Origin of the sequence: Variovorax sp. UC74_104, assembly GCF_044055375.1 — a bacterium.
GTDB lineage: Bacteria > Pseudomonadota > Gammaproteobacteria > Burkholderiales > Burkholderiaceae_C > Variovorax.
The window spans coordinates 2,781,865-2,807,533 of the sequence record NZ_CP171978.1 but is presented as its reverse complement, the minus strand read 5'-3'; the positions used below and the strand labels follow the sequence as shown (position 1 = coordinate 2,807,533).

The window sequence follows — 25,669 nt, the reverse complement described above, 5'->3', positions numbered from 1 at the left end:
ATGTAATAATTTAGTTACAAATCCATTACACCCACCTCCGAAGAAAGCCCCGCCATGCAACGCCTGCCCCTTCATCCTTCGCTTCGCCTCGTTGCCCGCGTCGCCGCGGGCGCGCTCCTCGCGGCCGGCGCCTCGGCGCACGCCCTCGTGATCGGGGTCAGCGAAGGCGTGAGCTACGACGTGTCCGACGCGCAGATCACCGCCCGCTTCGAGCCCATCGCCGACGTGCTCTCCAAGGCGCTCAAGCAGCCGGTGACGGTGAAGGTGCTCAACTCGTACAACGGCGCGCGCGAGGCGCTGAAGCAGCAGCAGGTCGACCTCGCCTTCGTGCATCCCTCGCACGTGGCGCTCGGCGCCATCAAGGGCGGCCAGTACAAGGCCTTCGCATGGACCACCGGCTACACCGACTACAAGGTGTCGTTCCTGTGCAAGGAGCAGCAGCCCATCTCCGACTGGAAGAGCGTGGCCGGCAAGCAGCTGGTGATGCCCGACGCCGACTCCATCACCGCCGTCATCACGCGCGCCATGCTGCGCGAACAGGGCCTGCAGGGCGCGACGGCCGTGAAAGTGACGAACACGCGCTTCCAGGAGGCCGTGCCCTTCTACGTGCAGAACGGCTTCGCGGCCTACGGCGCCACCGCCGCCTCGAGCGTGATCAAGACCTGGAAGGACGGCGGCGGCAAGATCTGCGCGGAATCGCGCGCGGTGCCCGTCAAGCAATGGCTCGCGTCCGGCAAGCTCGACGCTGCCACGGTGAACGCGGCGCGCGACGCGCTGCTGGGCCTGGCACAGAACGACGCCGGCAAGCGCGCGCTCGCGGCATCGAGCTACGTGGGATTCGTCAAGCCTTCGGCCGACGTCGAGGCCTCGCTGATGAGCTGGCTCGGGATCTGAGGCAGGGGCAAGACCGCACGCGCACGCCCGGGAGTCGGCCCGGGCAGAATCCCGCGCTTGCAGTCTTCTCCCCCAAGGATCTTTCATGACCGATCTCTCGAGCTTTCCCATCACGAAGAAATGGCCCGCGCAGCACCCCGAGCGGCTGCAGCTGTATTCGCTGCCCACGCCCAACGGCGTGAAGATTTCGATCATGCTGGAGGAAACCGGCCTGCCCTACGAGCCGCACCTGGTGAGCTTCGAAACCAACGACCAGATGTCGCCCGAGTTCCTGTCGCTCAACCCGAACAACAAGATCCCGGCCATCCTCGACCCCAACGGCCCCGGCGGCAAGCCGCTGGCACTGTTCGAATCGGGCGCGATCCTCGTGTACCTTGCCGAGAAGACCGGCAAGCTCATCCCGCAGGACGCCGCCGGCCGCTACGAGACGCTGCAGTGGGTGATGTTCCAGATGGGCGGCATCGGCCCGATGTTCGGCCAGCTCGGCTTCTTCAACAAGTTCGCCGGCAAGGACTATGAAGACAAGCGCCCGCGCGACCGCTACGTGAACGAGTCGAAGCGCCTGCTGGGCGTGCTCGACAAGCGGCTGGCCGATCGCGCATGGATCATGGGCAGCGACTACACCATCGCCGACATCGCCACCTTCCCGTGGATCCGCAACCTGATCGGCTTCTACGAGGCCGGCGACCTGGTCGGCTTCAAGGACTTCCCGAACGTCGCGCGCACGCTCGAGGCCTTCGTGGCGCGCCCCGCCGTGGTGGCGGGGCTGGGCATTCCGAAGCGCGGCTGAGCCTGGACGTTCAGTTGCCGCTGCTGGACAAGTCCATCAGCATGCGCGAGAGCAGGTAGAGCCGCGGCACCACGCTCTCGACTTCCGCGTACTCCTCCGGCGTGTGGATGCCGCCGCCCACGATGCCGAAGCCGTCGAGCACCGGCACGCCGACGCCCGCCACCAGGCTCGCGTCGGCCGCGCCGCCGCTGCTCTCGATGGTGAGCTTCTTGCCGATCTCCGCGTAGATGCCTTCGGCCATGGCAACCAGCTTGTCGGACGCGGGCGAGCGCGGCATCGGCGGCAGGCCGCGAATCAGGCGCACGCGCACCTCGGTCTCGGGAATCAGCTTGTTCTGCGAGATGCGCACGAGATCCTTCTCGACGCGGTCGAGCTCCTCGGGCGTGGCGGCGCGCACGTCGCCCTTGGCGCTCGCGGTCGCGGGAATCACGTTGGTCGGGCCGTTGGCCGTGAGCACCGTGAAGTTGACGGTGGTCTTCTTCGCCGCGTCGGCCGTCCTCGAGAGCTGCAGCACCTGGTGTGCGACCTCCATCGCCGCGTTGCGGCCGGCCTCTGGTGCCACGCCCGCGTGGGCGGCGAGTCCCTTCACCTCGACGAGCGCAGTGGCCGAGCCCTTGCGCTCGACCACCAGGCCATCGGCCGGGCGGCCCGGCTCCAGGTTCAGCGCCACGTCGTGCTGCTTCGCCACGCGCTCGATCAGCGCGCTGGTGCCCACGGAGCCGGTCTCCTCGTTGGTGTCGAGCAGGAAGGTGATCTGCCCATAGTCCTTGAAGCCGATCTGCTGCAGGATCTTCAGCGCGTACAGGCCGGCCACCACGCCGCCCTTGTCGTCCATCACGCCGGGACCGTAGGCGCGGCCGTCCTTGATGTAGAAGGGCTTGGCCGCGGCCGTGCCTTCCTTGAAGACGGTGTCCATGTGCGCCAGGATCAGGATCTTCTTCTTGCCCTGCCCCGTCAGCGTGGCCACCACGTTGGTGCCCGGATGCGGCTCGGCCGGAAAGGTCTCGATGCGCGCGCCGAGCTTGCGCAGCTCTTCCACCGCCAGATCGCTCACCTTGGCAAGGCCCGCCGTGTCGGCAGAGCCCGAGTCGATGTTGACCATGGTCTCCAGCATCTTGAGCGCGCCGTCCTTGCTCTGCGTAGCCGCGTCGAGCACGCCCTGGTGCGGCTTCTGGGCCATCGCGCTGCCGGCGAGGAGCGCGCATGCGAGCGCGGAGCACTGGGCGATGGCGAGCATGCGGCGGCGGGCAGGCGGCCGGGATTTCATGGCCGAAGGAGCCGACGAGGCGGATGCGGGATGGCGCGAGTGAATCGTCATTGTTTTCCGTTCTGTTGAAGGAGGTTCCGGGAAGGCGCGGCAGCGCCGCCGCGCCTCGCTGACTCTACCGACACTTCAGCCGGGAAAGTCTTCCGCGCGCAGCTCGATCGGCTGTCCGTGCGGGGTTCGGTCCGCCGCCTGCGCCCAGGCATGGCGGTACCGCGCCAGTTCGCCGTCGGAGCTGGCGCCCTTGCTGGCCACGAGCTTCTCGAGAGCGGCCAGCCAGTGCAGGTAGTAGGTCTGGCCGGTATCGGGGTCGCCCGCCGCTTGCGCCTGGGCGATCTGCGCCGCCAGCGCCTCGGCCCATTCGGGCCAGGTGAAGAGGCCGCGCTCGTGCAGCGCCAACGTCATCGCGAAAGCCTGTGCCTCCCAGGGCGCGCTGAAGACGGGCCCGTCCGCGTCACGCGGCATGCCGGGCGACAGCGGCATGCGTTCGCTGCTCATGCCACAGCCTCCAGATAACTTTCCCACGCATCGACCGACACCGACAGGTTCTGGCGCGGCGCATCGTCGCCCCAGAGCTCGGCTTCGTCGAACTCCACCGTGTAGAGCCACTGCGGCTGCTCGCCGAGCCCTTGCGCATTGGTGTCGGCGAACACGTGCGCGCCATGCACGCGGACGATGGTGCCGCGCTTGCCCTGCACGTAGCCCGGTAGCCGCGTGTGATGGTCGACCTTGCCCAGGTGCATGCGCACTGGCTGGCCAGCTGCGAAGCGCGCCGGGGCCGGCGCCGGCCGCTCGGTGGGCGAGCCCTTGGCGAGGACGGCGGGTACGTTGGCCGCCTGCAGCACGCGGGCCACGGGCGCGGCCGCGTGGCGCATCTCGCCGCTGGCGATCTCGTCGGGAAAGACCTGCCCGCGCTGCAGCATCAACTGCTCCAGCGCGCGAAGCCAGATCTGGTAGTAGCTCAGCTCGCCGTAGTCGGGCAGCGTTTCGCGCACGGCACGGCTCGCGTCGATGTTCCACGAGCCCGTCGCGCCCATGGCCAGCACCAGCGCCAGCGCGCGCGGCTCCCAGGCGGCATGGAAGAGCTCGACTTCGGCTTCGGGCACCACCTTGCCGAAGCCCGGCTGGCCGCCGAGGTCGGCCTTCGTCACGTAGCTCATGCGGCGCTCCCCGCTTCGGCCGGCGCGCCGGCCAGCCGCGTGCCGATCATCGAATCGCGCGAGACCAGTGCGGCGAGTTCTTCCTCGTTCATGCCTTCGGTGCCGGCGGGGCGCTGCGGGATCACCAGATAACGCACCTCGGCGGTCGAATCCCACACGCGGATACGCGTGCTCTCGGGCAGCGCGGTGCCGAAATCGGCGAGCACGCCGCGCGGGTCCTTCACCGCGCGCGAACGGTACGGCGCGCTCTTGTACCAGGTGGGCGGCAGCCCCAGCACCGGCCACGGGTAGCAGCTGCACAGCGTGCACACGACCATGTGGTGGGTATCGTCGGTGTTCTCCACCGCCACCATGTGCTCGCCCTGGCGGCCCGTGTAGCCCATCGAGGCGATCGCCGCGGTGGCGTCGGCCAGCAGCCACTGCCGGAAGGCCGGATCGACCCAGGCCCTGGCCACCACCCGCGCGCCGTTGCGCGGGCCGACGCGGGTCTGGTAGGTATCGATCAGCACGTCGAGCGCGGCCGGGTCGATGTAGCCCTTCTGCGCGAGCACGCTCTCGAGGGCGCGAACGCGCAGGTCCATCTCGCCGAGTTCGCTGTGTTCGTGGTCATCGTCGTGGTGGTGGCCGTCGCCGACGTGGGGGTTGGTGGAGCTCATCCGGACGATGCTACGCCCGGGCACTTAAAATTCGAAGCCTCCCGCCAGTTCCCCTCCGGAAGCCCTCCCCCATGACCTCCACGCCCGCCCGCCCCGTCCGCTCCCAGTACGAAGATTTCATGCGCCACGTCGACACCCATGGCGTCTTCAAGAGCGACCGCACGGGCACCGGCACCAAGAGCGTGTTCGGCCACCAGATGCGCTTCGACCTGAACGAGGGCTTCCCGCTGGTCACCACCAAGAAGGTGCACCTGAAGTCCATCATCCAGGAACTGCTGTGGTTCCTCACCGGCTCCAGCAACAACAACTGGCTCAAGGAACGCGGCGTCACCATCTGGGACGAATGGGCGCGCGAGGACGGCGACCTCGGTCCCGTGTACGGCGTGCAATGGCGCAGCTGGCCCACGCCCGACGGCGGCCACATCGACCAGATCGCCGAAGTCATCAAGACGCTGAAGACCAATCCCGATTCGCGCCGCATCATCGTGAGCGCATGGAACGTGGCCGAGCTCTCGAAGATGGCGCTCATGCCCTGCCACGCCTTCTTCCAGTTCTACGTGGCGCCGCCGCAAGCCGAGGGCGAGCGCGGCAAGCTCAGCTGCCAGCTCTACCAGCGCAGCGCCGACATCTTCCTGGGCGTGCCCTTCAACATCGCGAGCTATGCGCTGCTCACGCACATGATCGCGCAGCAGTGCGACCTCGACGTGGGCGACTTCATCTGGACCGGCGGCGACTGCCACATCTACAGCAACCACGCCGAGCAGGTGGCGCTGCAGTTGAGCCGCACGCCCTACCCCTACCCCACGCTGAACATCAAGCGCAAGCCTGCGTCGATCTTCGACTACCAGTACGAGGACTTCGAGGTGCTCGACTACCGGCACCACGACCCGATCAAGGCGCCCGTGGCGGTATGAGCGGTGTGAGCCCGATGAGCAAGCCGCGCATCAACCTCATCTTCGCCCGCGCCGCCAACGGCGTGATCGGCGTGAACAACACCATTCCCTGGCACATCCCGGAGGACATGGCGCACTTCAAGCAGCAGACCGCGGGCGCGCCGGTGATCATGGGCCGCAAGACCTGGGACTCGCTGCCGCCGCGCTTCCGCCCGCTGCCGGGCCGGCGCAACATCGTGGTCACGCGGCAGGCCGACTGGCAGGCCGAAGGCGCGCAGCGCGCAGCGAGCCTGCAGGAGGCGCTGGCGCTTTGCGAACAGCCGGGTGTCGACACCGCATGGGTCATCGGCGGCGCGCAGATCTACGCCGAGGCCGAGCCGCTCGCGCAGCGCGCGGTGGTGACCGAGGTCGCGCGCGACTACGAAGGCGATGCCTACGCACCGGAACTCGATGCCGCCTCGTGGCGCGAGACGCAGCGCGAATCGCATGTCTCGGCCAAGGAAGGCCTGGGCTTCAGCTTCGTGACCTTCGAGCGCATCGCACCGGCCCCGGCGGCGAAATGAGGCGATGAACGAAGGCGTCGCGCACCGGCCACTTCCGTCCGGCTTGCGGCGCCGCTCGGTGATCGCCGGCGCGGCCCTGCTCGCGGGCCTTGCGCCGGTGCGGCTCCTGCATGCCGCGGAGCCCCTGGAGCCCGACGAGGAAGCGCTCTTCATGACCGGCACCGCGCGCCCCACCGCCGACGGCCGGCTCGAAGTCGACATCCATGCGTGGATCTTCGAGCGCGAGACCCGCTGGGGCCTCAACCCGGCTTTCGCGCGCTACCTGGGCCTGAGCCTCAGGAAGCTCTCGCCCGCCGCGCGGCTGCGCTTCAACCAGCGCACCGCGCTCTTCCATGCGGAGTCGGAAGAAGGCAAGGTCATCGACATCGATTTCGACGGCGGCCCCGCGCGCGTGACGATGCCGCCATCGGGCAAGGACGGCCGGTGCAACCTGCGCATCGTGATCGACATGCCGCGCGCACCGCTGCTTTCGACGTCGCCTTCTCCGCAGGAGTGGGTGCACTTTCATGGCGTGACCGGTCCGGGCGAACTGCTGCACCGCTTCAGGGGTCAGGCGCTCGTGGTGCCCGAGCAGGGCATCTCCGTCATCTCGGACATCGACGACACCATCAAGCGCACGCAGGTGCGCGACCGGCGCGAGATGCTGCTCAACACCTTCGCGCGCCGCTTCGAGCCCGCACCGCGCATGGCAGCCTGGTATCGCGCATTGGCGAAGACGCCCGGCACGCGCTTCCACTATCTTTCGGCGAGCCCGATACAGCTCTATCCGTCGCTGTCGGACTTCATCCGCAACGCCGACTTTCCGCAGGGCAGCATGCACCTGCGCGAGAGCACGACGTGGCGCACGCTCATTCCCGGCGACGAGGATTCGCGCGCGCACAAGCTCGGCGTGATCCAGCGGCTGCTTGCGGAGTTTCCGCAGCGGCGCTTCGTGCTGGTGGGCGATTCGGGCGAGGCCGATCCCGAGATCTACGCGCAAACGTTTCGCTCGCATCCGCAGCGCATAGAGAGCATCGTGATACGCGACGTGACCGGTGAAAGCCGCAGCTCCGATCGCTATCGCGAGACCTTCGAGGGCATCGAACCGGTGCGGTGGCACGTCGTCATGCCGGACACCACGGCGTGGCCTGTCCAGTCCACTGGCTAGGGCCTGTTCACACTATTTCCGGGGTCGCGTTGGTGCTCCAAGGGGCTGGCTGCAAGGCGCCCGTGCGCAGCAAGGCTGAAGCCTTGCAAGCGCGGGCAACGCCGCAGACGGCCCCTTGGAGCGCCAACCCTGCGGGAAGGGCAGCAAGGGCGGACCACTCGGCGTTGCGCTCCTAGCGTGTGCGCATGCACACGCGTCGTCACGCGCCTTGATTGGCCCGCCCTTGCTGCCCTTCGCGACCCCGGAAATAGTGTGAACAGGCCCTAGACGCAGAAACCGCCGAACCCACGGACCGGCCACCAGAAACAAACTGGCACCTTCGTCGCTTCCTTCGTGCGAAAGGAACACTTCGGTACACGCGAAGAAAGGCACGCGCAGCACAGGGTTTAGACAAGGCTAATTGTTTGTGCGCACAATGTCCGGAACGCCCTCAACCAAAAGGAGACGGCTCATGTCCATGGAATTTCTTCGGGCTATCGCCGAGCAGAAATTGCCATATGTCATCCACACGCCGGCCGACATCGACAGGGTGCGCGTGCTGCGTGCGGCGGAGTTGGTGACGGCCTTCATCCCGCCTTCGGATCGCGCTCCCGATGCGCGCGCGATCCGCCAGCTTGCGCAGGTCGAAACGATCACGGCCAAGGGCATGCTGGCGCTCAACAAGGCCACCTCGGCATTCATCGAGCTCTAGGAAAACGCGGCGAGCGCCGCGGCGTTTTCCCCGGCGCAAACCTTCCTCCCCCGATGTCGCCGCCAAGGCCGCGGCACCTCGATTTCGGCTATTACAAATAGGCCGCTTTTTCGCGTGCGCCGGCCGGCTCACGCCCTCCCCACATCCCCTCCTCCCATGGCATCCGCTCGGCCGGATGCACCTGCTCGCGCGCTGATTCGGTAGCACGCAAGCCATTTGCGTGTCAATTACGTGACGAAACCCTCAAAAGACGAGTTTTCAGTCACTGCAGCTCTTGCTTTTTTCAATGACTTTTCCTCGCCCATGGGGTACCTACCCAATTCTGGGGATTGTTAGCAGATATCTCGATTTGTATCTTTCGTACCGTCTCTGAGGCATTGCCGGACTGCAACGGCAACGGACCGCGCGCCGCCCCGACCAGGCGACGGGCGTCGAAAACCGCAACGAGTGTTCCTGTCACTTCAACCTTTTCTGAGAGCGAAAAAATGTCGAATAGCCTGCAAAAATGGGTTGGGCGCAACCGTCCGCCGCGCGTCCAGATCACCTACGACGTCGAGATCGGCGACGCAGTCGAGAAGAAGGAGCTGCCGCTGGTGGTGGGCCTGCTGGCCGACCTCTCCGGCCAGCCCGAGCAGCCGCTGCCCAAGCTCAAGGAGCGCCGCTTCGTCGAGATCGACCGCGACAACTTCGACGGCGTGCTCGGCAACATCTCGCCGCGCCTGGACCTCTCGGTGCCCGACACCATGAAGGGCGACGGCAACCTGAAGATCGAGCTGAACTTCAAGGAGTTCGCCGACTTCCATCCCGAAGCCATCGTGAGCCAAGTGCCGCGCCTGGCCAAGCTGCTCGAGGCACGCCAGCAGCTGCGCGACCTGCTCGCCAAGCTCGACGGCAACGACGAACTCGACGGCCTGCTCGAGCGCGTGGTGAAGAACAGCGAAGAACTGAAGACGGTCCAGAGCCAGGCCAGGGCCGAAGCCGGCGCCGCTTCCACGCAAGCGGCAGCGCCCGACGCCGCGCAGACCCAATCGTCCCCCGAAGCCGAAGCACCGGCAGCGTGATCAACCACGCCGGTGCCGCGCCCGCGCGCGATCCGGCACTTCATGAATGGTGATAGAGATGGCCAACAAATCCAAAGCCGCCGAAGCCGGCAGTGCAGCAGCAACCACCGTCACGACCAGTGACCTGAGCCTGCTCGACAAGATCGTCTACGAAGGCAACATGACGACGGAGCCCTCGCAGGGCGCCTACGCGAAGAAGCTGATCGGCCAGCTGGCTTCGCAGATCCTCGACGAAGGCATGAAGACCAGCCCCGACAAGGGCGTGGTCACGCTGATCAACGAGCGCGTCGCCGAGATCGACCGCCTGCTGACCGACCAGCTCAACGCGATCCTGCACGCCCCCGAGTTCCAGGCCCTCGAAGCCTCGTGGCGCGGCCTGCACGACCTGGTGTTCGGCACCGAGACCGGCAGCAACCTCAAGCTGCGCCTGCTCAACGTGAGCAAGAAGGACCTGCTGAAGGACCTGGAGACCGCCGTCGACCACGACACCAGCGTGCTCTTCAAGAAGATCTACGAAGAGGAATACGGCACCTACGGCGGCCACCCCTACTCGCTGCTGATCGGCGACTACTACTTCGGCCGCCACCCGCAGGACATCGCCCTGCTGGAGCGCATCTCCCGCGTGGCCGCCGCCGCGCACGCGCCCTTCATCGCCGCGGCCGCGCCCGCCCTGTTCGACTTCAAGTCGTTCACCGAGCTGGGCATTCCGCGCGACCTGTCCAAGACCTTCGAGAGCGCCGAACTCGCCTCGTGGCGCGGCTTCCGCGAATCGGAAGATTCGCGCTACGTGTCGCTGGTGCTGCCGAGCTACGCGGCCCGCCTGCCCTACGGCGCCAAGACCATTCCCGTGGAGAACTTCAACTACGAGGAAGACGTGGACGGCACCGACCACGGCAAGTACCTGTGGGCCAACGCGGCCTACCAGCTGGGCCTTCGCATCACGCAGGCGCACTCGCTGTACGGCTGGACCACGGCCATCCGCGGCGTGGAAGGCGGCGGCAAGGTCGACGGCATGGTGGCCCACGCCTACAAGACGGACGAAGGCGACATCGCCCTGAAGCCGCCGACGGAAGTGACCATCACCGACCGTCGTGAGAAGGAGCTGAGCGACCTGGGCTTCATCGCCATCGTCAACTCCAAGGGCTCGAACACCGCCACCTTCTTCGGCGGCCAGACCGTGAACAAGCCCAAGGTGTACGACAAGGACGCGGCCAACGCGAACGCAGCAGTGTCGGCGCGCCTGCCCTACATCCTGGCCGCATCGCGCTTCGCGCACTACCTGAAGGTGATCGTGCGCGACAAGATCGGCAGCTTCCAGACGCAGGCCGACATGCAGAAGCACCTGAACAACTGGGTCGCGAACTACGTGCTGGTGAGTCCCTCGGCGCCGCAGGCCATGAAGGCCAAGTACCCGCTGAGCCAGGCCCGCGTCGACGTGACCGAGGTGCCGGGCAAGCCGGGCTCGTACCGCGCCATCGCCTTCCTGAAGCCGCACTTCCAGCTGGAAGAGCTCTCGGCCTCGATCCGCCTCGTGGCCGACCTGCCGGCGGCTGCGGCCTGACGCTCCTCAACTTCCACGTCGATCTACAGACAAACTGAAAGAACATTCACATGCCTATCTATCTCAAGATGCCAGGGGTCAAAGGTCAGACCCAGATCAAGGGCCACGAAGACCAAATGGAAGTCCAGAGCTTTCAGTTCGGTGCCGGCCTCGCCGTGACCACGGGCACTTCCAACCAGGAACGCACCGCGGGCAAGCCCAGCTTCTCCGAGATCACGGTGACCCGCACGACCGACTCCGCCACGCCTCAGCTGCTGCAGAAGCTCGCAGGCGGCGAGGTGCTGGCGGGCGACACCGTCATCACCTTCCCGCGCGAGGACAAGAGCGGCCTGCTGCCCCTGATGATCGTGACGCTGACCGACGTGATCCTCAGCGGCTTCTCGGTTTCGAGCGGCGGCGACCTTCCATCGGAAAGCGTCTCCCTGAATTACGCGGCCATCAAGGTCGAGTACACGAAGCAGAAGGAAGAAGGCGGCCAGGAAGGCGTCGCACCGTTCGGCTGGGATATCTCGAAGAACGTCGCGGCCACCTGATGATGGCCCGACGCTGAAACCCGGCGCCCACCGTGTCCGAACTCGTCAAAGGCGGCGTCGCGCCCCTGTTCGACCGGCTGGCGTCGCCTCAGCAATCCGAGCCCGTCCGTGGCGGCGCGCATCTCGAGACGATGGAGTCCGTGCAGGACTCCATCGGTCGCGAGTTGCGCCGCCTTTTCAACACGCGCTCACCGCTGTCCGCCGAAGAATTCGCGCAAGCCAGCGGTACGGTGCTGGAGTACGGCATTCCCGACTTTTCCTCGCTCAGCGCACAGAACGCAGCCGACCTGCAGCAGTTGGCGGCGCTGCTGCGCACGGCCGTTTCGCGCTACGAGCCGCGCCTCACCGACGTGAGCGTGCAGGTGAGCGCCGCGGCCAACCGCCACGAGGTGGCGCTGGTGCGCATCGGCGCGCAGGCGCGCGCGGGGCTGGCGCTGCGCCGCGTGGACTTCGAGATGCTGCTCGGCGCGCCGGACAGCCTGATGAAAGTCGCCTGACGTGTCCGACATACAGCACAGCGACCTGCTGCAGTACTACAAGCGCGAGCTGTCCTACCTGCGCGGACAGGGGGCGGACTTCGCGCAGCGCTACCCCAAGGTCGCATCGCGCCTGTCGCTGCACGGCGGCGAGTCGCTCGACCCTCACACCGAACGGCTGATCGAGTCGGTGGCCTTCCTGTCGGCGCGCGTGCACCGCGACCTCGACCAGGAATTTCCCGACGTCGCCTACGCCCTGCTCGACAACCTCTGCCCTTCGCTCGTGCAGCCGCTGCCCTCGATGTCGGTGGCGCAGTTCGGGCTCGACCCCGCGCAGGGCAAGGTCACGGCGGGATTCCGCGTGCCGCGGCACACGATGCTGCATGCGCGCACGTCGCCGCACGCGCCGGGAGCTTCGTCCCAGGACTGCCGCTTCCGCACCGCCTGGGACACCGTGCTGTGGCCGCTGCGCATCGCGCACGCCTCCATCGACTCCGACGCCGTGCTGCGCCTCGCGCTCGAATGCGACAGCGAGGCCGACTTCTCCGAGCTGGAGATCGACAGCCTGCGCATCCACCTGCAGGGCGACTGGATGACCACCATGCCGTTGTACGACGCGCTGGTGTCCGGCGTGAAGTCGGTGGCCGTCATTCCGGAAGGCGGCATGGCACAGACGCTGCCGGCCGACGCATGGCGCGAGGTCGGCTTCGCCGAGGGCGAGGAAGTGCTGCCCCAGCCTGCCAACGCGCAGCCCGCCTACGGCCTGCTGCAGGAGTACTTCGCGTTTCCGCGCAAGTTCCACTTCTTCGACCTGCACCACCTGCGCTCGCGCCTGGGCGGCGGACGCCGCTGCGAGATCGCCTTCCAGCTCGACCGCTCCACGCGCGCGCTGCGCTACATCGACGCCGAGAACTTCCAGCTCGGCTGCACGCCCATCGTCAACCTGTTCCCGCGCGTGAGCGAGCCGCTGGCGATGGACCAGCGCCACTACGAATACATGCTGGTGCCCGACCGCCAGCGCGACGCGACCACCGAGGTGCACTCCATCGTCTCGGTGGTCGCCTCCGACCCCGACGCCGACAAGCCCGTCGACGTGCCGGGCTTCGCAGCGCTGGGCCACGTCGATGGCGCCAGGGGCGCGCAGGAGGCGGTGTTCTGGTCGGCGCGGCGCGAGCCCTGCCTGCGCCAGAACATTCCCGGCACCGACGTGTTTCTTTCCTTCGTCGACCAGGGCAAGGCGCACACCCGCCCTGCACAGCCCGTGGTCTACGCGCACCTGCTGTGCACCAACCGCCGCCTGGCCGAGCAGGTGCCCGTTGGCGCGCGCCTGCTGGCCGAGGGCCCGCCGCAGCCCACGCACGTGCGCTGCCTCTACGAGCCCACCGCGCAGCGCGATCCGCCGCTGGGCAGCGAGACGCTGTGGCGGCTGGTGTCGCTGCTCACGCTCAACCACCAGTCGCTGGTGGACGGCTCCACCGGCCGCGAGCAGCTGCGCGAGATGCTGCTGCTGTTCGCCTCCGACAGCCGGCGTGACCATGCGCAGATCCGCGGCATCGCAGGGCTCTCGGCGCGCGGCGTTACCGCGCACGTGGGCACCGAGGCCTGGCGCGGCTACTGCCGCGGCACGCAGGTCACGCTCGAATTCGAGGACGACGCCTTCGTCGGCGCCTCGCCGCTGATGATGTCGGCGGTGCTCGCGCGCTTCTTCGCGATGTACACCTCGGTCAACTCCTTCGTGCGCCTCGCGGTGCGCAGCGGCGAGGAGATCCGCAAGCAATGGGCCCCGATGACGGGCCGGCAGGTGGTGCTGTGATCGTCGAAGAACTCGCCGCCCGCCCGCAGGACTTCAACCTGTTCCAGGCCATCAGCCTGCTCGAGCGCGCCGCGCCCGACGCGGTGCCCGTGGGCCGCTCGCAGGGCCCGCGCGAACGCGAGGCCGTGCGGCTGCATGCCTTCGTCTCGCTCGCTTTCGAAGCCAGCGACGTGCGCGACGTCGGCACCGATGCCGCCACCGGCGAGCCTTATGCGCTCACCACGCCCGCGCTCTCGCTGGCCGGCAGCGGCGGTCCGCTGCCGATGCCCTTCACCGAGATGCTGCTGGAGCGCCGTCAGCAGCGCGACTACGCCACACAGGACTTCCTCGACATCTTCAACCACCGCTTCCTGGCTTTTCTCTACCGCAGCCGGCGCAAGCACCACATCGCGCTGAACCCGCAGTCGCCCGCACGCTCGACGCTGGCCACCACGCTCGACGCGGCCAGTGCGCTGGGCCTGCGCGCCGGCGTGCGCGCGCCCGACGGCTCGGCCCAGTGGCTGCGGCATGCCGGCCTGCTGGGCGGTGCGCCGCGCGGCATGACTGCGCTGCTCGCGCTGCTGCGCGACCGTCTCGGCGTGCAGGTGGACGGCACGCAGTTCCGCGGCCGCTGGCTGGCGCTGGAGCCCGATGCCTCGGCGCGGCTCGACATGCGTCAGCCGTTGGGCGGCGGCGCGGTGCTCGGCAAGCGCGTGTGGGACCAGGGCGCGGGCATCCGCCTCGTCTTCAGCAACCTGAGCCAGCAGCGGCTGCGCGGCCTGCTGCCCAAGGGCGCCGACCACGCGCTCGCCAAGTGGCTGGTGCGCCGCTTCATACCGCAGGACCTGAAGGTCGAGATGGAGCTGCGGCTGGCACCGTCCGAATCGCGCGGCAGCGTGCTCGGCGCATCCAACCCGATGCGCCTGGGCTGGACCTCGTGGGTCGCCGGGCCGGCCTTCCGCGGCGCGCTGCCGCCCGTTCAACACACCCTGACCAGCGACGGCGGCGACGCGCCCCACGGCTGATCCGACCACGCTCTCCCGCTCTCCTATGGACATCGACATCCGCACCCTGCTCGGCCGGCTCAACCCGGAATGCAAGCGCGCCATGGAACAGGCCGCCGAGCTGTGCGTGCAGCAGACGCACTACAACGTGGACATCGAGCACCTGCTGATGAAGCTGGTGGACAACGAGGCGCCCGACCTTCGGCTGGTGTTCGGCCGCTTCGGCATCCGGCCCGACGCGGTGCAGGCGCAGCTTCAGAAGTCGCTCGACACCTTCAAGCGCGGCAACGGCCGCACGCCCAGCCTCGCGCCCGACTTCGCGCCGCTCTTCCAGGAAGCCTGGCTCATGAGCTCGGTGCTGCTGGGCCAGCAGCACGTGCGCTCGGGCACGCTGATGCTGGCGCTGCTCGAGGTCGACCGCCTGCGCGGCCGGCTGGTCGATGCGGCGCCCGCGTTGCTGCAGATCCCGCGCAGTTCATTGCGCGACGAACTCGCGGGCCTGCTGCAGTCGTCGCCCGAAGACGCGGCGGGTGCGGCACTGGCCGCCGCGCCCATCGCACAGGCTCCTTCCGCGCCCGCAGCCAACCCGGCCGCCGCGACGCAACCAGCGCCCGAAGCCGGCGCGATGCAGATGCCCACCGCGCGCCGCAGCAGCTCTGCCACGCCCTCGCTCGACCAGTACACGGTCGACATGACGCAGCTCGCGCGCGACGGCGCCATCGACCCCATCCGCGGCCGCGACGGCGAGATCCGCCAGATCATCGACGTGCTGCTGCGCCGCCGCCAGAACAACCCCATCCTCACCGGCGAGGCCGGCGTGGGCAAGACGGCCGTGGTCGAAGGCTTCGCGCAGCGCGTGGTGCAGGGCGACGTGCCGCCTGCGCTGCGCCAGGTGTCGGTGCGCTCGCTCGACCTCGCGCTGCTGCAGGCCGGCGCGGGCGTGAAGGGCGAGTTCGAGAACCGGCTCAAGTCGGTCATCGCCGAGGTCAAGGCCTCGCCCACGCCTGTGATCCTCTTCATCGACGAAGCGCACCAGCTCATCGGCGCGGGCGGCGCCGAGGGCCAGGGCGATGCGGCCAACCTGCTCAAGCCGGCGCTCGCGCGCGGCGAACTGCGCACCATCGCCGCCACCACCTGGGCCGAGTACAAGAAATACGTGGAGCGCGACCCTGCGCTCGCGCGGCGCTTCCAGGTCGTGAAGGTGGAGGAGCCCAGCGAGGAAGTCGCCATCGACATGCTGCGCGGCATGGTCGAGACGCTGGAGAAGCACCACGGCGTGGAGATCGTGGACGACGCGGTGCGCGAGGCCGTGAAGCTCTCGCACCGCTACATCACCGGCCGCCAGTTGCCTGACAAGGCCATCAGCGTGCTCGACACCGCCTGCGCGCGCGTGGCCATCGGGCAGAACGGGCTGCCGGCCGAACTCGAATCGACGGCGCGCGACATCGCCACCGGCGAGAACGAGCTGCGCGTGCTGCGCCATGAAGCGGCCACGGGCAGCGACCGGCAGGAAGCCATCGCCACGCTCTCGGCGCGGCTCGACGAACTGCGCCAGAAGCACAAGCGCCTGAGCGACAAGGTCGACGAGGAAAAACACGCGGTGATGGAGATCGTCGCGCTGCGCCGCAAGATCGCAGAGAACCTGCGCAGCGACGCACCGCCGGCCGACGAGGAGAACGACCCCGCCCTGCTCACTGCCGCGCTGCGTCGCCTGGAGAAGGGCCTGGAGGCGCTGCAGAACGACGAGCCCATGGTGCCCGTGTGCGTGGACGGCACCATGGTGGCCGAAGTCATCTCCGGCTGGACCGGCATTCCGGTCGGCAAGATGATGACCGACGAGCTTCACACCGTGCTCAACCTGAAGGAGAAGCTGGCCGAGCGCGTGGTCGGGCAGGACGACGCGCTCGACGCCATCTCGCGGCGCATCCGCACCTTCCACGCCGACCTGGACGACCCCGGCAAGCCCGTGGGCGTGTTCATGCTGGTGGGCCCGAGCGGCGTGGGCAAGACCGAGACCGCCTTCGCGCTGGCCGACCTGCTGTACGGCGGCGAACGCAACGTCATCACGGTGAACATGTCGGAGTTCCAGGAGGCGCACACCGTCTCCAGCCTCAAGGGCGCGCCGCCCGGCTACGTGGGCTACGGGCGCGGCGGCGTGCTCACCGAGGCGGTGCGGCGGCGCCCCTACAGCGTGGTGCTGCTCGACGAGATGGAGAAGGCGCACCCCGACGTGCTGGAACTCTTCTTCCAGGTGTTCGACAAGGGCACCATGGAAGACGGCGAAGGCGTGCTGATCGACTTCAAGAACACGCTGATCCTGCTCACTTCGAACGCCGCGCAGGACGTGATCACGCAGGCCTCGCAGGGCGGGCGCAGGCCCGACCCCGACGAGCTCGTGGAGCGCCTGCGCCCCGAGCTGCTCAAGCAGTTCAGCCCCGCCTTCCTGGGCCGGCTCGCGCTGGTGCCCTACCACCACCTGGGCGACGGGCAGATCCGGTCCATCGTCAACCTCAAGCTGGGCAAGCTGGCACGGCGCTTCGCGCTGAATCACCACGCCGGGTTCACCTGGGACGCGCAGGTGGAAGACGCCATCACCGCGCGCTGCACCGAGGTGGACAGCGGCGCGCGCAACATCGACCACATCCTGGCGCACGCGGTGCTGCCCGAGCTGTCGCGCCAGGTGCTGGAGCGCATCTCGATGGCGGCCGCCTTCACCGGCGTGCACATGAGCGTGGGCGCCGACGGTGCCTTCGCCTTCGGCTTCGAGCCGGCCACGCTGAGCTGACGAAGCGATGAACATGCGCGAAGGCTTTACCCAGCACGCCGCCTTTCTGACGGTGAAGACGGCGTTCGGCCCCGACAAGCTGCTGCTCGAATCCTTCCAGGCCACCGAGGGGCTATCGCAGCTCTTCGCCTGCTCGCTGACCATGCGTTCGTCCGACGACGCGCTGGACGCTGCCGCGGTGATCGGCACCTCGGCCACGGTCGTGCTGCAGCGGCCCGGGAAGGAAAGCCGCTTCTTCAACGGCATCGTCTCGCGCTTCACCTACATGGGCAGCAACCGCGACTTCGCGACCTACACGCTCGAACTGGTGCCGCGCATGTGGCTGCTCACGCTGGGCCGCGACCGCGTGATCTACCAGAACATGAGCACGCCGGACATCGTGCAGAAGATGCTCGGCGACTTCGGCGTGAGCTTCGCGCTCCAGCTCAGCGGCAGCTACACGCCGCGCGAGTACTGCGTGCGCTACGACGAGACGGCCTTCGACTTCGTCTCGCGGCTGATGGAAGAGGAAGGCATCTTCTACTTCTTCACTTTCGCGGACGGTGAACACACGCTGGTGCTGGCCGACAGCAATTCGGCATGCCAGCCGTGCCCGCATGCCGACAAGCTTCTGGTTCGCAGCGCCGAGGAAGGCTTCGCGCACGCCCACGCCGTGACCCGCTTCGAGTCGGACGCGCGGCTGGCCACCAAGGCGCAGGAAGTCGACGACTACGACTTCCTCACGCCCGACACCAGCCTGCTGAAGGAGACGCAGGGCAAGGACGGCCGCGGCACCGACTACGAGTACCCCTCGCGCGTGCCGCTCTCGGCGGCACAGTCGCGCGCGCGCATCCGGCTGGAGGCACACCGCAGCGGCAGCCAGTCCGGCCGCGGCGACAGCCATTGCCACTACCTCACGCCCGGCACCACCTTCACGCTGGAAGACCATCCGCGCGCGGACCTCAACGTGGCGCACATGGTGCACAGCGTGCGGCACCACGCCGACCTCGAGCACTACGGCAACAGCTTCGAGACCCTGCCTCCCGCCCTGCCCTTCCGCCCGCCGCGCGTCATGCCCCGGCCGGTGGTTGCCGGCAGCCACACGGCGCGCGTGGTCGGCCCTGCCGGCGAGGAAATCTGGACCGACCAGCACGGTCGCATCAAGGTGCAGTTCCCGTGGGACCGCCTGGGCAAGAAGGACGAAAAGAGTTCCTGCTGGATCCGCGTCTCGCAGATGTGGGCTGGCGAAGGCTGGGGGGCGCTTTTCCTGCCGCGCATCGGGCAGGAGGTGGTCGTGAGCTACGTCGACGGCGACCCCGACCGGCCGCTCGTCTCGGGCAGCGTCTACAACGGCACGCACGCGACGCCGGTCGCGCTGCCGGGCAGTTCGTCGCAAAGCACCATCCGCTCGAACTCGACGAAGGGCGGCGGAGGCTTCAACGAGATGCGCTTCGAGGACAAGAAGGGCTCGGAGGAGTTCTACCTTCATGCGCAGAAAGACATGCGCGTGGAGATCGAGAACGACCTGGCCACCACCGTGAAGGCCGGCAACGAGACGCACACCGTCACCAAGGGCAATCGCACCGTGAAGGTCGACACCGGCAACGAGACCCACTCGGTGAAGGGCACGCGCGCGCTCGACGTCACCGGTAACGAGACGCACGACAACAAGGCCAACTTCACGCAGACTGTGACGGGCAACTACGAGCTCAAGGTCACGGGCAACCTGGTGATCGACGTGACGGGCACGCTGCTCATCAAGTCGGCGCAGACGCTGGACCTGAAGGCCGGCACCAACCTGGGCGCCAACGCCGGCATGAACTTCGCGGCCGAGGCCGGCGTGGCGCTGTCGGCCAAGGGCGGCGCCACGCTGTCGAACGAGGCGCCTTCCATCAGCAGCAAGGCCTCGGGCATGAACTCCGTCGAGGGCGGCGGCATGGTCACGCTCAAGGGCGGGCTGGTGAAGATCAACTGAGCGGCGCCATGGCAATCCCTTCCTCCCTGCCCGTCAAGGACATCGCCGCCCTGCCGGCCGCCGTCGTGCGCGAGACGCTGGACGATGCGGGCCAGACGGTGGTGCGCGCCTCCTTCGTGGGCGAGCTGCCGTACGGGCCGATGCAGGTCTTCTCGGCACCGGGCAAGCCGGCGCTCGATGCGTCGTACCAGGCCGGCCTGCCGCACGGCCCCATGCGGCTCTTCGACGAACGCGGCCAGCTGCTGCAGGAAACCCAGCGCATCGGCGGCCTGGCCGAGGGCGTCACGCGCAGCTACTACCCCAGCGGCAAGCTGATGCAGACGCTGCAGCACGTGCGCGGCGTGCAGCACGGCGAGGCGGTGTCGTATGCCGAATCGGGCGACGTCACCGCGCGCCTGCCCTACGCGGCCGGACGCCTCGAAGGCGAGGCCACCTATTTCCACGAGGGCCGCATGCTGCGGCGCGAGCGCTACCGCGCCGGACTGCTCGACGGCGAGGTCATCGACTACGCGCCCAACGGCGGCGTCGCGCAGTCCTCCACCTACGTGGCCAACGTGCTGCACGGCCCCCTGCGGCGCTACTGGCCCAACGGGCAACTGATGGAAGAAGTCGCCTACCGCCAGGGCAAGCCCTACGGCGGCGCGCGCCGCTTCGACCAGGCGGGCCGCGAGATCGTGGAGACCGCCGCCTCGCCAGGCTTCATGAAGAGCCTCGAAAAACTCGTGAGGGGGAGCTGAGCCATGGGCATGCACGTCTGCATGGGAGCCACGTTGCAGTGCAGCTTCGGCGCCGCGCCGTCCAACCTCGTGGTGCTGCCCGTGAGCGGCGTGCTCACGGGCAGCACGCCGGGCGCCAACATCATGGACAACAAGCCGATCGTCAACATCCTTCCCTTCGGCACCTGCAACAGCATGTCGAACCCGATGGTGGCCGCGGCAACCGCCGCCGCGCTCGGCGCCTTCACGCCCATGCCCTGCATCCCGGTGACGGCCGCGCCCTGGGCGCCGGGCTCGCCCACGGTGCTGGTCGGCAACATGCCCGCGCTGCAGGACAGCTCCAAGCTCGCCTGCAACTGGGGCGGCGTGATCCAGGTGGTCGCGCCCGGGCAATTCACCTCCATGGTTCCCTGAAACGAACGACGACCAACGAACGGCACGCACCGACAACCCCATGTCCCAATACGTTTTCACGATGAGTTCCCGCATGGTCGCCATCACGGCGGCCTGCCTGGTGCTGCTGTGCGTCCTGCTGTTCCTGATGGGCGTCGAGATCGGCAAGCTGATGGCGCCCGCGCCTGCTCCCGTACCCGCTGCCGCGGCGCCGTCGCAACCTCCACCGCCCGCCGCCGCGCCCGCAACGGCTCCCGCGGCCCCCACGGCCCCCGCTGCCTCCACCCAATGACCAAAGTGAATACAAGCATGTCGACCAACGCACGACACCTCACGGGCATGCACAACGCGCTGCGGCGCCTTGCCCTTCCCACACTGCTGGCGATCGCCGGCCTTTGCACAGGTGCAAGCGCGCTCGCCGCGGGCGAACGGCCCGTGGCGCAGGGCACGCTCGCGGCACCCGCTGCGCCCGTGGCGGCGACGCCGGTTGTCGCCGCACCTGCGACACCCGCAGCACCGGCAGCGGCCGCCTTTGCCGTCGAGCCTGCCGCTCCCGCCACGCCGCCCGTGCTCGTCAACGGCCTCGTGCGCGTGCCCGACGGACGGCTGCTCGCACCCGACATCGCCCGCATCGTGACGCGCGGCGAGCTGGTGGTGGCCATGCTCAAGGTCGACACGCCCCCGTTCTTCTTCTTCGACGACAGCGGCCAGTGGACCGGTCTGGAGGTGGGCCTCGCCCAGTCGCTCGCCAAGGAGCTGGGCGTGAAGCTGCGCTTCAACCGCGAGGCCGGCACCTTCAACGCGGTGGTCGACCTGCTGGCCAACGGCCAGGCCGACCTGGCCATCAGCAAGCTGTCACGCACGCTGGCGCGCTCGCAGACCATCGCGTTCAGCGACGCGTACCTCACGCTGAGCCACTCGCTGATCCTCAACCGCGTGAAGTTCGCGCAGCTCTCGCGCGGACGGCCGCTGCCCGAGGTCATCCGCAACTTCGACGGCAGCATCGGCGTGATCGCCAAGTCGTCGTTCGCCGACTACGCGCGCACCAACTTCCCGCACGCCAAGGTGCAGGAGTTCCCGACCTGGAACGACGTGCTGGTGGCCCTGCACAAGGGCGACATCGTGAGCGCGTACCGCGACGAGTTCGAGGTCAAGCGCGTGCTCAAGGCCGACCCCACCGTCTCGCTCGTGCTGCGCACCGTGACGCTGAAGGATCTGGAGGACACGCTGGGCATCGGCGTGGCCGTGACCGACACCACGCTGCTGGCCTACGTCAACCAGTTCCTCGCGCAGCGCGCCGAGAAGCTCGATATCCAGAAGGTGCTGCAGGCACTCGACCGCTGAGCGGCACAGGACGCGCAAACATCATGAACACCTCCAAGCTCTACGCCTTCGTCCTCAACCCGTGGGTCGTCATCATCAGCCTCGGGGCCGGCGTGGCCTTCGGCATGCTCGCGCCCCCGCTCGCCACGCCGCTGGCCTTCGTGGGCGACATCTACGTCGACCTGCTGAAGATGATCACGCTGCCCTTCATGGTCTCGGCCGTGATCTTCAGCCTGCAGCGCCTGTTCCGCGACGGCGGCACGGCCAGCCTGCTGGGCCGGGTGGCGCTCGTGTTCCTCGCGTTCTCGGCCTTCGTGGCCATCGCGGGCGCGGCCACGCTGCTGATCCTGCGTCCCGGCGAGAACCTGCCCAGCAGCACCATGCAGACCTTCGGCCAGATCGTGGGCGGCGATCTCAGCGCCAGCGACACGGCCATGAACCTGCGCGGCGTGGACGAGGTCAAGAAGACCGCCAGCTTCGCCGACATGCTGGTGAGCCTGGTGCCCGCCAACATCTTCTCGGCGCTGGCCAACGGCGACACGCTGAAGACGCTGGTGTTCGCGCTGCTCTTCGGCCTGGCGGTGGGTCACGTGCCCACGCGCATCTCCGACGGCCTCACGCAGGCGCTGGAGACCGTGTACCACGCCTGCCAGACGCTGATGCGCTGGCTAAGCTTTCCGCTGCCGGTGGTGCTGTTCTGCATGAGCGCGGCGCAGCTGGGCAAGACGGGCATCGAACCGTTGAAGGCGATGGGCGCCTTCGTGGTCGCCTTCCTCGTCGTGTCGGCGCTGCTGCTGGCGGTGGCGGCGGTCATCATCTGGAAGCGCTCCAACGGCACGCTGGGGCAGACGCTCAACGCGCTGCGCGGCCCCTTCGCGCTGGCGCTGGCCACGCGCAGCAGCGCCACCTGCATGCCGATCATGATCGAGAGCCTGGTCACGCGCCTGGGCTTCGCGCGCTCGCGGGTGGAGCTGCTGGTGCCGCTCACGGTGTCGCTGCTGCGCATCGGGCCGGTCGTGTACTACGTGTGCGCCACGCTCTTCATCGCGCAGATCTACGGGCGTTCGCTCACGCCGGTGGAGATCGGCATCGTGCTCACCTCTTCCGTGCTCGCGGGCTTCGCCTCTGCAGGCATGACGGGGCTGGTGACGGTGTCGCTCATCGGCATGACCTGCACCTACCTGGGCCTGCCCTTCGAGGCGGCCTTCATCCTGTTCCTGGCGGTGGACCCGGTGTGCGACATGCTGCGCACGCTGGTGCTGGTCATCGGCAACACCGCCGCAGTGGCCGTGGTGTGCCCGCGTCCGCTGAAGATCTAGGGAGCGCGCCTTCATGTCACGCATAGGCGTTCTCGGCGGCATGGGTCCATCGGCGACGGTGGACTTCATGGACAAGATCATCCAGCTCACGCCGGCCACGCGCGACCAGGAACACCTGCCGGTGATCGTCGCGAACCTGCCGCACGTGCCGGACCGTTCCAGCGCCATCCTGGGCACCGGGCCCGACCCGCTCGATGCGCTGCTCGCGGGCATCGACGTGCTCAACGACGCCGGCGTCGGCGTGATCGCGATTCCCTGCAACTCGTCGCACCACTGGTATGCGCAGATCGCGGCGCACAGCCGCGCGCCGGTGATCCACATCGCGCAGTCGTGCGTGGCCGCCATCGCGACGGCATCGGACGACCGGCCGGTGCGGGTGGCGGTGCTCGCCACGCGCGGCGCGCTGGCCTCGGGCTTCTACCAGCAGGCGCTGCGCGAGCGCGGAATCGATTTCATCGTGCCCGATGCCGGCACCGGCCAAGACCACGTGGACGCCTGCATCCGCTCGGTGAAGGGCGGCGACATCGACGCCGGCGCTGCGGCGTTCGGGCTCGCGCTGCAGGCGCTGGCCGCCACGGGCGCCACCGCCGTCATCATGGGCTGCACCGAGCTGCCCATCGCTGCGAAGGCCGCGAAGGTCGCACGGGCCACCGGTCACACGCCGCTGACGCTGGTCGACAGCTCGCTGGAACTGGCGCGCGCGACGGTCGCCTTCGCGCTCGACAAGGGATGGAACAGGCCGGCATGGCTTTCCTGACGCGCATGTCCCACAGCCTGCTCGCCCTGCTCCTGTGCATGGCGGCAGGCGCCGTCGCGGGCGTGTATGCGCCCGCGCTGGGCGACGTGGCGTACACGGCGGCGCAGGTCTACCTGGCGATCGTGAGCATGGCAGCCATTCCGCTGCTGGTGGTGGCGACCTTCTTCGGCCTGCGCCAGACCATGGGCCTGCCCTTTCCCGGAAGGCGCATTGCGATGATCGCTGGCCTCGCGCTGCTGCTGGTGGTGAGCTGCGCCGCCACCGGGCTGGCGCTGGGCTGGGTGAACGCGCCGGGCGCGCACCTGGACGCCGAAGCGCGCGAGCACCTCGGCGAACTGGTGCAGCGGGCCGGCGACGGCGGCGACATCGAGATGCGACTGCACGACAACGGCATGCAGGCCACGCCCATCGAACGCCCGCGCGCCACCGTGGTGCCCGACAACTTCTTCCGCGTGCTGGCCGAGGGCCGCTCGCTGGGCATCCTCTCTTGCGCACTGCTGTTCGGCCTGGCTTTCGCGGCGCTGGCGCGCACGCAGCACGCGGCGCTCAACCACATGTTCGAGGGCATCTACCGCACGCTCGAACTCATCATCGCGCGCGCCAACATCCTGCTGCCGGTGGTGGCCTTCGGCATGTCGGCGCACGTGCTGTCGCAGACCGATGCACTGACCATCCGCGCCATGAGCGGCTTCCTGCTGCACTTCGTCGTGCTGGTGGCACTGCTGGGCGCGCTGGCCATCGCGGTGATTCACCGACGCGGCAACCAGCCGCTGGCCGAGGTGCTGCAGCACCTGAAGACGCCGATGCTGGTGAGCCTGATGTCGTCGAGCACTACGGCCAGCATTCCGCACACCATCGAGACGATGAGCGCGCGCCTGGGCTTCAGCCGCGGCATCGTGGAACTGGTGGTGCCCACCGCCTCGGTGTTCCTGCGCGCGGGCTCGGCGCTCTACTACGTGCTGGCGGCGCTCTTCGTCGCCAACCTCTACGACCGCACGCTCAGCGCGGCCGACATCGGGATGATCGGCACGGGCGCGACCATCGCGGCCTTCGCCTCTGCCGGCAACAGCAGCCTCACCAACGTGGGCTACGCGGGCATCGTGCTGTCGATGCTGCAGCTGCCCATCGAGGCGGCGCTGGCGCTCTTCCTGGCCATCGACCTGATCTGCGAGGGCCCGCGCAACCTGCTGACGCTGCTGGCTACCTGCGCGCTGATTTCGATGGTGTCGGCCGGCTTGCCCTCTGAGCGCGTGGCGGCGCCGGCTGCCGAGATCAAGCCCGCCCAGCCGCTGCGCTTCGTGTTCGCACGCGGGCACGTCGCACTGCTCGCGGGCTGCAGCGTGCTGGCCTCCGTGCTGATCCTGCTGATGGGCATCGCGGTGGGCGTGCGGCAGGCGCAGTCGGCGGTCACGTACGCATCCCCCCGCCGCGGCGAACACAGGAATTTCGCGATGAACCGGACGAAGAAGCTTCTCATCAAGCGGATGGCCGCGCTGCTGCTCATCGTGCAGCTGGCCGCATGCGGCAGCCTCTTTCCCAAGGGCACGCGCGTGAGCTGGAACGAGCTCACGCTGTCGGCCGCGCCCGGCGCCAACCAGAACAGCCCCGTGGCCGTCGACGTGGTGATGGTGCTCGACGACGCCATGCTCGCGCGCGTGACCGAGCTCACGGCCGCCAAGTGGTTCGGCGCGCGCGCCGACCTGCAGAAGACCTTTCCGCAGAGCCTGTCGTACCTCTCGTGGGAGCTGGTGCCGGGCCAGACGATCCGCGTGCCCGCCAGCGCCATCGGCTCGCCGCGCGTTTCGGCGGTGCTGGTCTTCGCGAACTACACCACGCCCGGTGCGAACCGCATCCGGGTGGAAGACCTCAAGGGCTCGATCGTGGCCCGCTTCGATGCACAGAGCTTCGACGTGTCGGCCGCGTCGCGCTGAACAACA

General features: G+C 68.4%; 25 protein-coding genes. 21 read left to right on the top strand and 4 right to left on the bottom strand.

The window, feature by feature from the left end; genetic code table 11:
• Positions 1–54: 54 nt before the first annotated feature.
• Positions 55–894 carry a phosphate/phosphite/phosphonate ABC transporter substrate-binding protein gene (locus tag ACHMXA_RS12980; protein WP_176664755.1) on the top strand — a complete coding sequence of 280 codons (840 nt, stop codon included), beginning with the start codon at positions 55–57 and terminating at the stop codon, positions 892–894.
• 85 nt (positions 895–979) lie between these two features.
• On the top strand, positions 980–1,684 hold the full coding sequence (locus tag ACHMXA_RS12975) for a glutathione S-transferase N-terminal domain-containing protein (protein ID WP_176664754.1): 705 nt from the start codon (positions 980–982) through the stop codon (positions 1,682–1,684).
• Between the two features lie 10 nt (positions 1,685–1,694).
• On the opposite strand, the gene ACHMXA_RS12970 is transcribed toward ACHMXA_RS12975, so the two are convergent.
• The 4 genes from ACHMXA_RS12970 to nthA all read right to left on the bottom strand — a co-directional run bounded on the left by ACHMXA_RS12970 (position 1,695) and on the right by nthA (position 4,764).
• The gene (locus ACHMXA_RS12970) at positions 1,695–2,921 is read right to left on the bottom strand and encodes a glutamate carboxypeptidase (protein ID WP_256098965.1); all 1,227 of its coding nucleotides are present in this window, start codon (positions 2,919–2,921) and stop codon (positions 1,695–1,697) included.
• A gap of 156 nt (positions 2,922–3,077) precedes the next feature.
• Entirely contained in the window at positions 3,078–3,446 is a 369-nt protein-coding gene (locus tag ACHMXA_RS12965) for a nitrile hydratase accessory protein (RefSeq protein ID WP_176664753.1), read from the bottom strand.
• A complete protein-coding gene (nthB, locus tag ACHMXA_RS12960; RefSeq protein WP_176664752.1) occupies positions 3,443–4,108 on the bottom strand; it encodes a nitrile hydratase subunit beta in 666 nt (221 codons plus the stop codon). Before nthB ends, ACHMXA_RS12965 begins: the two co-directional genes overlap by 4 nt.
• Positions 4,105–4,764, bottom strand: a complete 660-nt coding sequence (gene nthA / locus ACHMXA_RS12955; RefSeq protein ID WP_176664751.1) for a nitrile hydratase subunit alpha — start codon at positions 4,762–4,764, stop codon at positions 4,105–4,107. The genes nthB and nthA overlap by 4 nt, the downstream gene beginning before the upstream one ends.
• Positions 4,765–4,835: 71 nt before the next feature.
• Between nthA and ACHMXA_RS12950 the strand changes: the two genes are divergently transcribed.
• The 19 genes from ACHMXA_RS12950 (at position 4,836) to ACHMXA_RS12860 (ending at position 25,663) form a co-directional block, all read left to right on the top strand.
• Positions 4,836–5,678 carry a thymidylate synthase gene (locus tag ACHMXA_RS12950; protein WP_176664750.1) on the top strand — a complete coding sequence of 281 codons (843 nt, stop codon included), beginning with the start codon at positions 4,836–4,838 and terminating at the stop codon, positions 5,676–5,678.
• 14 nt (positions 5,679–5,692) lie between these two features.
• Positions 5,693–6,220, top strand: coding sequence for a dihydrofolate reductase (locus ACHMXA_RS12945; protein ID WP_395321300.1), 528 nt, complete (start codon positions 5,693–5,695; stop codon positions 6,218–6,220).
• 4 nt (positions 6,221–6,224) lie between these two features.
• The gene (locus tag ACHMXA_RS12940; protein WP_176664748.1) at positions 6,225–7,367 is read left to right on the top strand and encodes an App1 family protein; all 1,143 of its coding nucleotides are present in this window, start codon (positions 6,225–6,227) and stop codon (positions 7,365–7,367) included.
• A gap of 451 nt (positions 7,368–7,818) precedes the next feature.
• The gene (locus tag ACHMXA_RS12935; RefSeq protein ID WP_176664747.1) at positions 7,819–8,058 is read left to right on the top strand and encodes a hypothetical protein; all 240 of its coding nucleotides are present in this window, start codon (positions 7,819–7,821) and stop codon (positions 8,056–8,058) included.
• Positions 8,059–8,543: 485 nt separating this feature from the next.
• Positions 8,544–9,119 carry a type VI secretion system contractile sheath small subunit gene (gene tssB / locus ACHMXA_RS12930; RefSeq protein ID WP_176664746.1) on the top strand — a complete coding sequence of 192 codons (576 nt, stop codon included), beginning with the start codon at positions 8,544–8,546 and terminating at the stop codon, positions 9,117–9,119.
• Between the two features lie 58 nt (positions 9,120–9,177).
• Complete coding sequence (tssC, locus tag ACHMXA_RS12925) at positions 9,178–10,680, top strand: type VI secretion system contractile sheath large subunit (protein WP_176664745.1); 1,503 nt, start codon at positions 9,178–9,180, stop codon at positions 10,678–10,680.
• Between the two features lie 116 nt (positions 10,681–10,796).
• A complete protein-coding gene (locus tag ACHMXA_RS12920) occupies positions 10,797–11,213 on the top strand; it encodes an Hcp family type VI secretion system effector (protein WP_395320906.1) in 417 nt (138 codons plus the stop codon).
• A 32-nt stretch (positions 11,214–11,245) separates the two neighbouring features.
• On the top strand, positions 11,246–11,710 hold the full coding sequence (tssE, locus tag ACHMXA_RS12915; RefSeq protein ID WP_176664743.1) for a type VI secretion system baseplate subunit TssE: 465 nt from the start codon (positions 11,246–11,248) through the stop codon (positions 11,708–11,710).
• A 10-nt stretch (positions 11,711–11,720) separates the two neighbouring features.
• The gene (gene tssF, locus ACHMXA_RS12910) at positions 11,721–13,502 is read left to right on the top strand and encodes a type VI secretion system baseplate subunit TssF (RefSeq protein ID WP_176664982.1); all 1,782 of its coding nucleotides are present in this window, start codon (positions 11,721–11,723) and stop codon (positions 13,500–13,502) included.
• Positions 13,466–14,506: a type VI secretion system baseplate subunit TssG gene (tssG, locus tag ACHMXA_RS12905; protein ID WP_176664742.1), complete on the top strand. Its 1,041-nt coding sequence runs from the start codon at positions 13,466–13,468 to the stop codon at positions 14,504–14,506. The genes tssF and tssG overlap by 37 nt, the downstream gene beginning before the upstream one ends.
• A 25-nt stretch (positions 14,507–14,531) precedes the next feature.
• A complete protein-coding gene (gene tssH, locus ACHMXA_RS12900) occupies positions 14,532–17,270 on the top strand; it encodes a type VI secretion system ATPase TssH (protein WP_395320904.1) in 2,739 nt (912 codons plus the stop codon).
• 7 nt (positions 17,271–17,277) lie between these two features.
• The gene (locus tag ACHMXA_RS12895) at positions 17,278–19,224 is read left to right on the top strand and encodes a type VI secretion system Vgr family protein (protein ID WP_256098964.1); all 1,947 of its coding nucleotides are present in this window, start codon (positions 17,278–17,280) and stop codon (positions 19,222–19,224) included.
• A gap of 8 nt (positions 19,225–19,232) precedes the next feature.
• The gene (locus ACHMXA_RS12890) at positions 19,233–19,961 is read left to right on the top strand and encodes a toxin-antitoxin system YwqK family antitoxin (RefSeq protein ID WP_176664740.1); all 729 of its coding nucleotides are present in this window, start codon (positions 19,233–19,235) and stop codon (positions 19,959–19,961) included.
• A gap of 3 nt (positions 19,962–19,964) precedes the next feature.
• Positions 19,965–20,354, top strand: coding sequence for a DUF4280 domain-containing protein (locus ACHMXA_RS12885; RefSeq protein WP_176664739.1), 390 nt, complete (start codon positions 19,965–19,967; stop codon positions 20,352–20,354).
• A gap of 40 nt (positions 20,355–20,394) precedes the next feature.
• On the top strand, positions 20,395–20,625 hold the full coding sequence (locus tag ACHMXA_RS12880) for a hypothetical protein (protein ID WP_176664738.1): 231 nt from the start codon (positions 20,395–20,397) through the stop codon (positions 20,623–20,625).
• A gap of 17 nt (positions 20,626–20,642) precedes the next feature.
• A complete protein-coding gene (locus ACHMXA_RS12875; RefSeq protein ID WP_176664737.1) occupies positions 20,643–21,677 on the top strand; it encodes an ABC transporter substrate-binding protein in 1,035 nt (344 codons plus the stop codon).
• 23 nt (positions 21,678–21,700) lie between these two features.
• The gene (locus ACHMXA_RS12870) at positions 21,701–22,975 is read left to right on the top strand and encodes a dicarboxylate/amino acid:cation symporter (RefSeq protein WP_176664736.1); all 1,275 of its coding nucleotides are present in this window, start codon (positions 21,701–21,703) and stop codon (positions 22,973–22,975) included.
• A 13-nt stretch (positions 22,976–22,988) separates the two neighbouring features.
• Complete coding sequence (locus tag ACHMXA_RS12865; RefSeq protein WP_176664735.1) at positions 22,989–23,732, top strand: aspartate/glutamate racemase family protein; 744 nt, start codon at positions 22,989–22,991, stop codon at positions 23,730–23,732.
• A complete protein-coding gene (locus ACHMXA_RS12860) occupies positions 23,720–25,663 on the top strand; it encodes a cation:dicarboxylate symporter family transporter (RefSeq protein WP_395320900.1) in 1,944 nt (647 codons plus the stop codon). Before ACHMXA_RS12865 ends, ACHMXA_RS12860 begins: the two co-directional genes overlap by 13 nt.
• Positions 25,664–25,669: the final 6 nt, after the last annotated feature.

What these genes read in the sequence shown, in the direction of transcription:
- tssC (WP_176664745.1), top strand. Translation starts at nt 9,178, where the DNA reads ATGGCCAACAAATCCAAAGCCGCCGAAGCCGGCAGTGCAGCAGCAACC.
- ACHMXA_RS12950 (WP_176664750.1), top strand. Translation starts at nt 4,836, where the DNA reads ATGACCTCCACGCCCGCCCGCCCCGTCCGCTCCCAGTACGAAGATTTC.
- ACHMXA_RS12945 (WP_395321300.1), top strand. Translation starts at nt 5,693, where the DNA reads ATGAGCAAGCCGCGCATCAACCTCATCTTCGCCCGCGCCGCCAACGGC.
- ACHMXA_RS12885 (WP_176664739.1), top strand. Translation starts at nt 19,965, where the DNA reads ATGGGCATGCACGTCTGCATGGGAGCCACGTTGCAGTGCAGCTTCGGC.
- ACHMXA_RS12970 (WP_256098965.1), bottom strand. Translation starts at nt 2,921, where the DNA reads ATGCTCGCCATCGCCCAGTGCTCCGCGCTCGCATGCGCGCTCCTCGCC.
- ACHMXA_RS12940 (WP_176664748.1), top strand. Translation starts at nt 6,225, where the DNA reads ATGAACGAAGGCGTCGCGCACCGGCCACTTCCGTCCGGCTTGCGGCGC.
- ACHMXA_RS12980 (WP_176664755.1), top strand. Translation starts at nt 55, where the DNA reads ATGCAACGCCTGCCCCTTCATCCTTCGCTTCGCCTCGTTGCCCGCGTC.
- ACHMXA_RS12865 (WP_176664735.1), top strand. Translation starts at nt 22,989, where the DNA reads ATGTCACGCATAGGCGTTCTCGGCGGCATGGGTCCATCGGCGACGGTG.
- nthB (WP_176664752.1), bottom strand. Translation starts at nt 4,108, where the DNA reads ATGAGCTACGTGACGAAGGCCGACCTCGGCGGCCAGCCGGGCTTCGGC.
- ACHMXA_RS12935 (WP_176664747.1), top strand. Translation starts at nt 7,819, where the DNA reads ATGTCCATGGAATTTCTTCGGGCTATCGCCGAGCAGAAATTGCCATAT.
- tssG (WP_176664742.1), top strand. Translation starts at nt 13,466, where the DNA reads ATGGGCCCCGATGACGGGCCGGCAGGTGGTGCTGTGATCGTCGAAGAA.
- ACHMXA_RS12880 (WP_176664738.1), top strand. Translation starts at nt 20,395, where the DNA reads ATGTCCCAATACGTTTTCACGATGAGTTCCCGCATGGTCGCCATCACG.
- ACHMXA_RS12890 (WP_176664740.1), top strand. Translation starts at nt 19,233, where the DNA reads ATGGCAATCCCTTCCTCCCTGCCCGTCAAGGACATCGCCGCCCTGCCG.
- ACHMXA_RS12965 (WP_176664753.1), bottom strand. Translation starts at nt 3,446, where the DNA reads ATGAGCAGCGAACGCATGCCGCTGTCGCCCGGCATGCCGCGTGACGCG.
- ACHMXA_RS12895 (WP_256098964.1), top strand. Translation starts at nt 17,278, where the DNA reads ATGAACATGCGCGAAGGCTTTACCCAGCACGCCGCCTTTCTGACGGTG.
- ACHMXA_RS12860 (WP_395320900.1), top strand. Translation starts at nt 23,720, where the DNA reads ATGGCTTTCCTGACGCGCATGTCCCACAGCCTGCTCGCCCTGCTCCTG.
- ACHMXA_RS12920 (WP_395320906.1), top strand. Translation starts at nt 10,797, where the DNA reads ATGGAAGTCCAGAGCTTTCAGTTCGGTGCCGGCCTCGCCGTGACCACG.
- tssH (WP_395320904.1), top strand. Translation starts at nt 14,532, where the DNA reads ATGGACATCGACATCCGCACCCTGCTCGGCCGGCTCAACCCGGAATGC.
- tssB (WP_176664746.1), top strand. Translation starts at nt 8,544, where the DNA reads ATGTCGAATAGCCTGCAAAAATGGGTTGGGCGCAACCGTCCGCCGCGC.
- ACHMXA_RS12870 (WP_176664736.1), top strand. Translation starts at nt 21,701, where the DNA reads ATGAACACCTCCAAGCTCTACGCCTTCGTCCTCAACCCGTGGGTCGTC.
- ACHMXA_RS12875 (WP_176664737.1), top strand. Translation starts at nt 20,643, where the DNA reads ATGTCGACCAACGCACGACACCTCACGGGCATGCACAACGCGCTGCGG.
- nthA (WP_176664751.1), bottom strand. Translation starts at nt 4,764, where the DNA reads ATGAGCTCCACCAACCCCCACGTCGGCGACGGCCACCACCACGACGAT.
- ACHMXA_RS12975 (WP_176664754.1), top strand. Translation starts at nt 980, where the DNA reads ATGACCGATCTCTCGAGCTTTCCCATCACGAAGAAATGGCCCGCGCAG.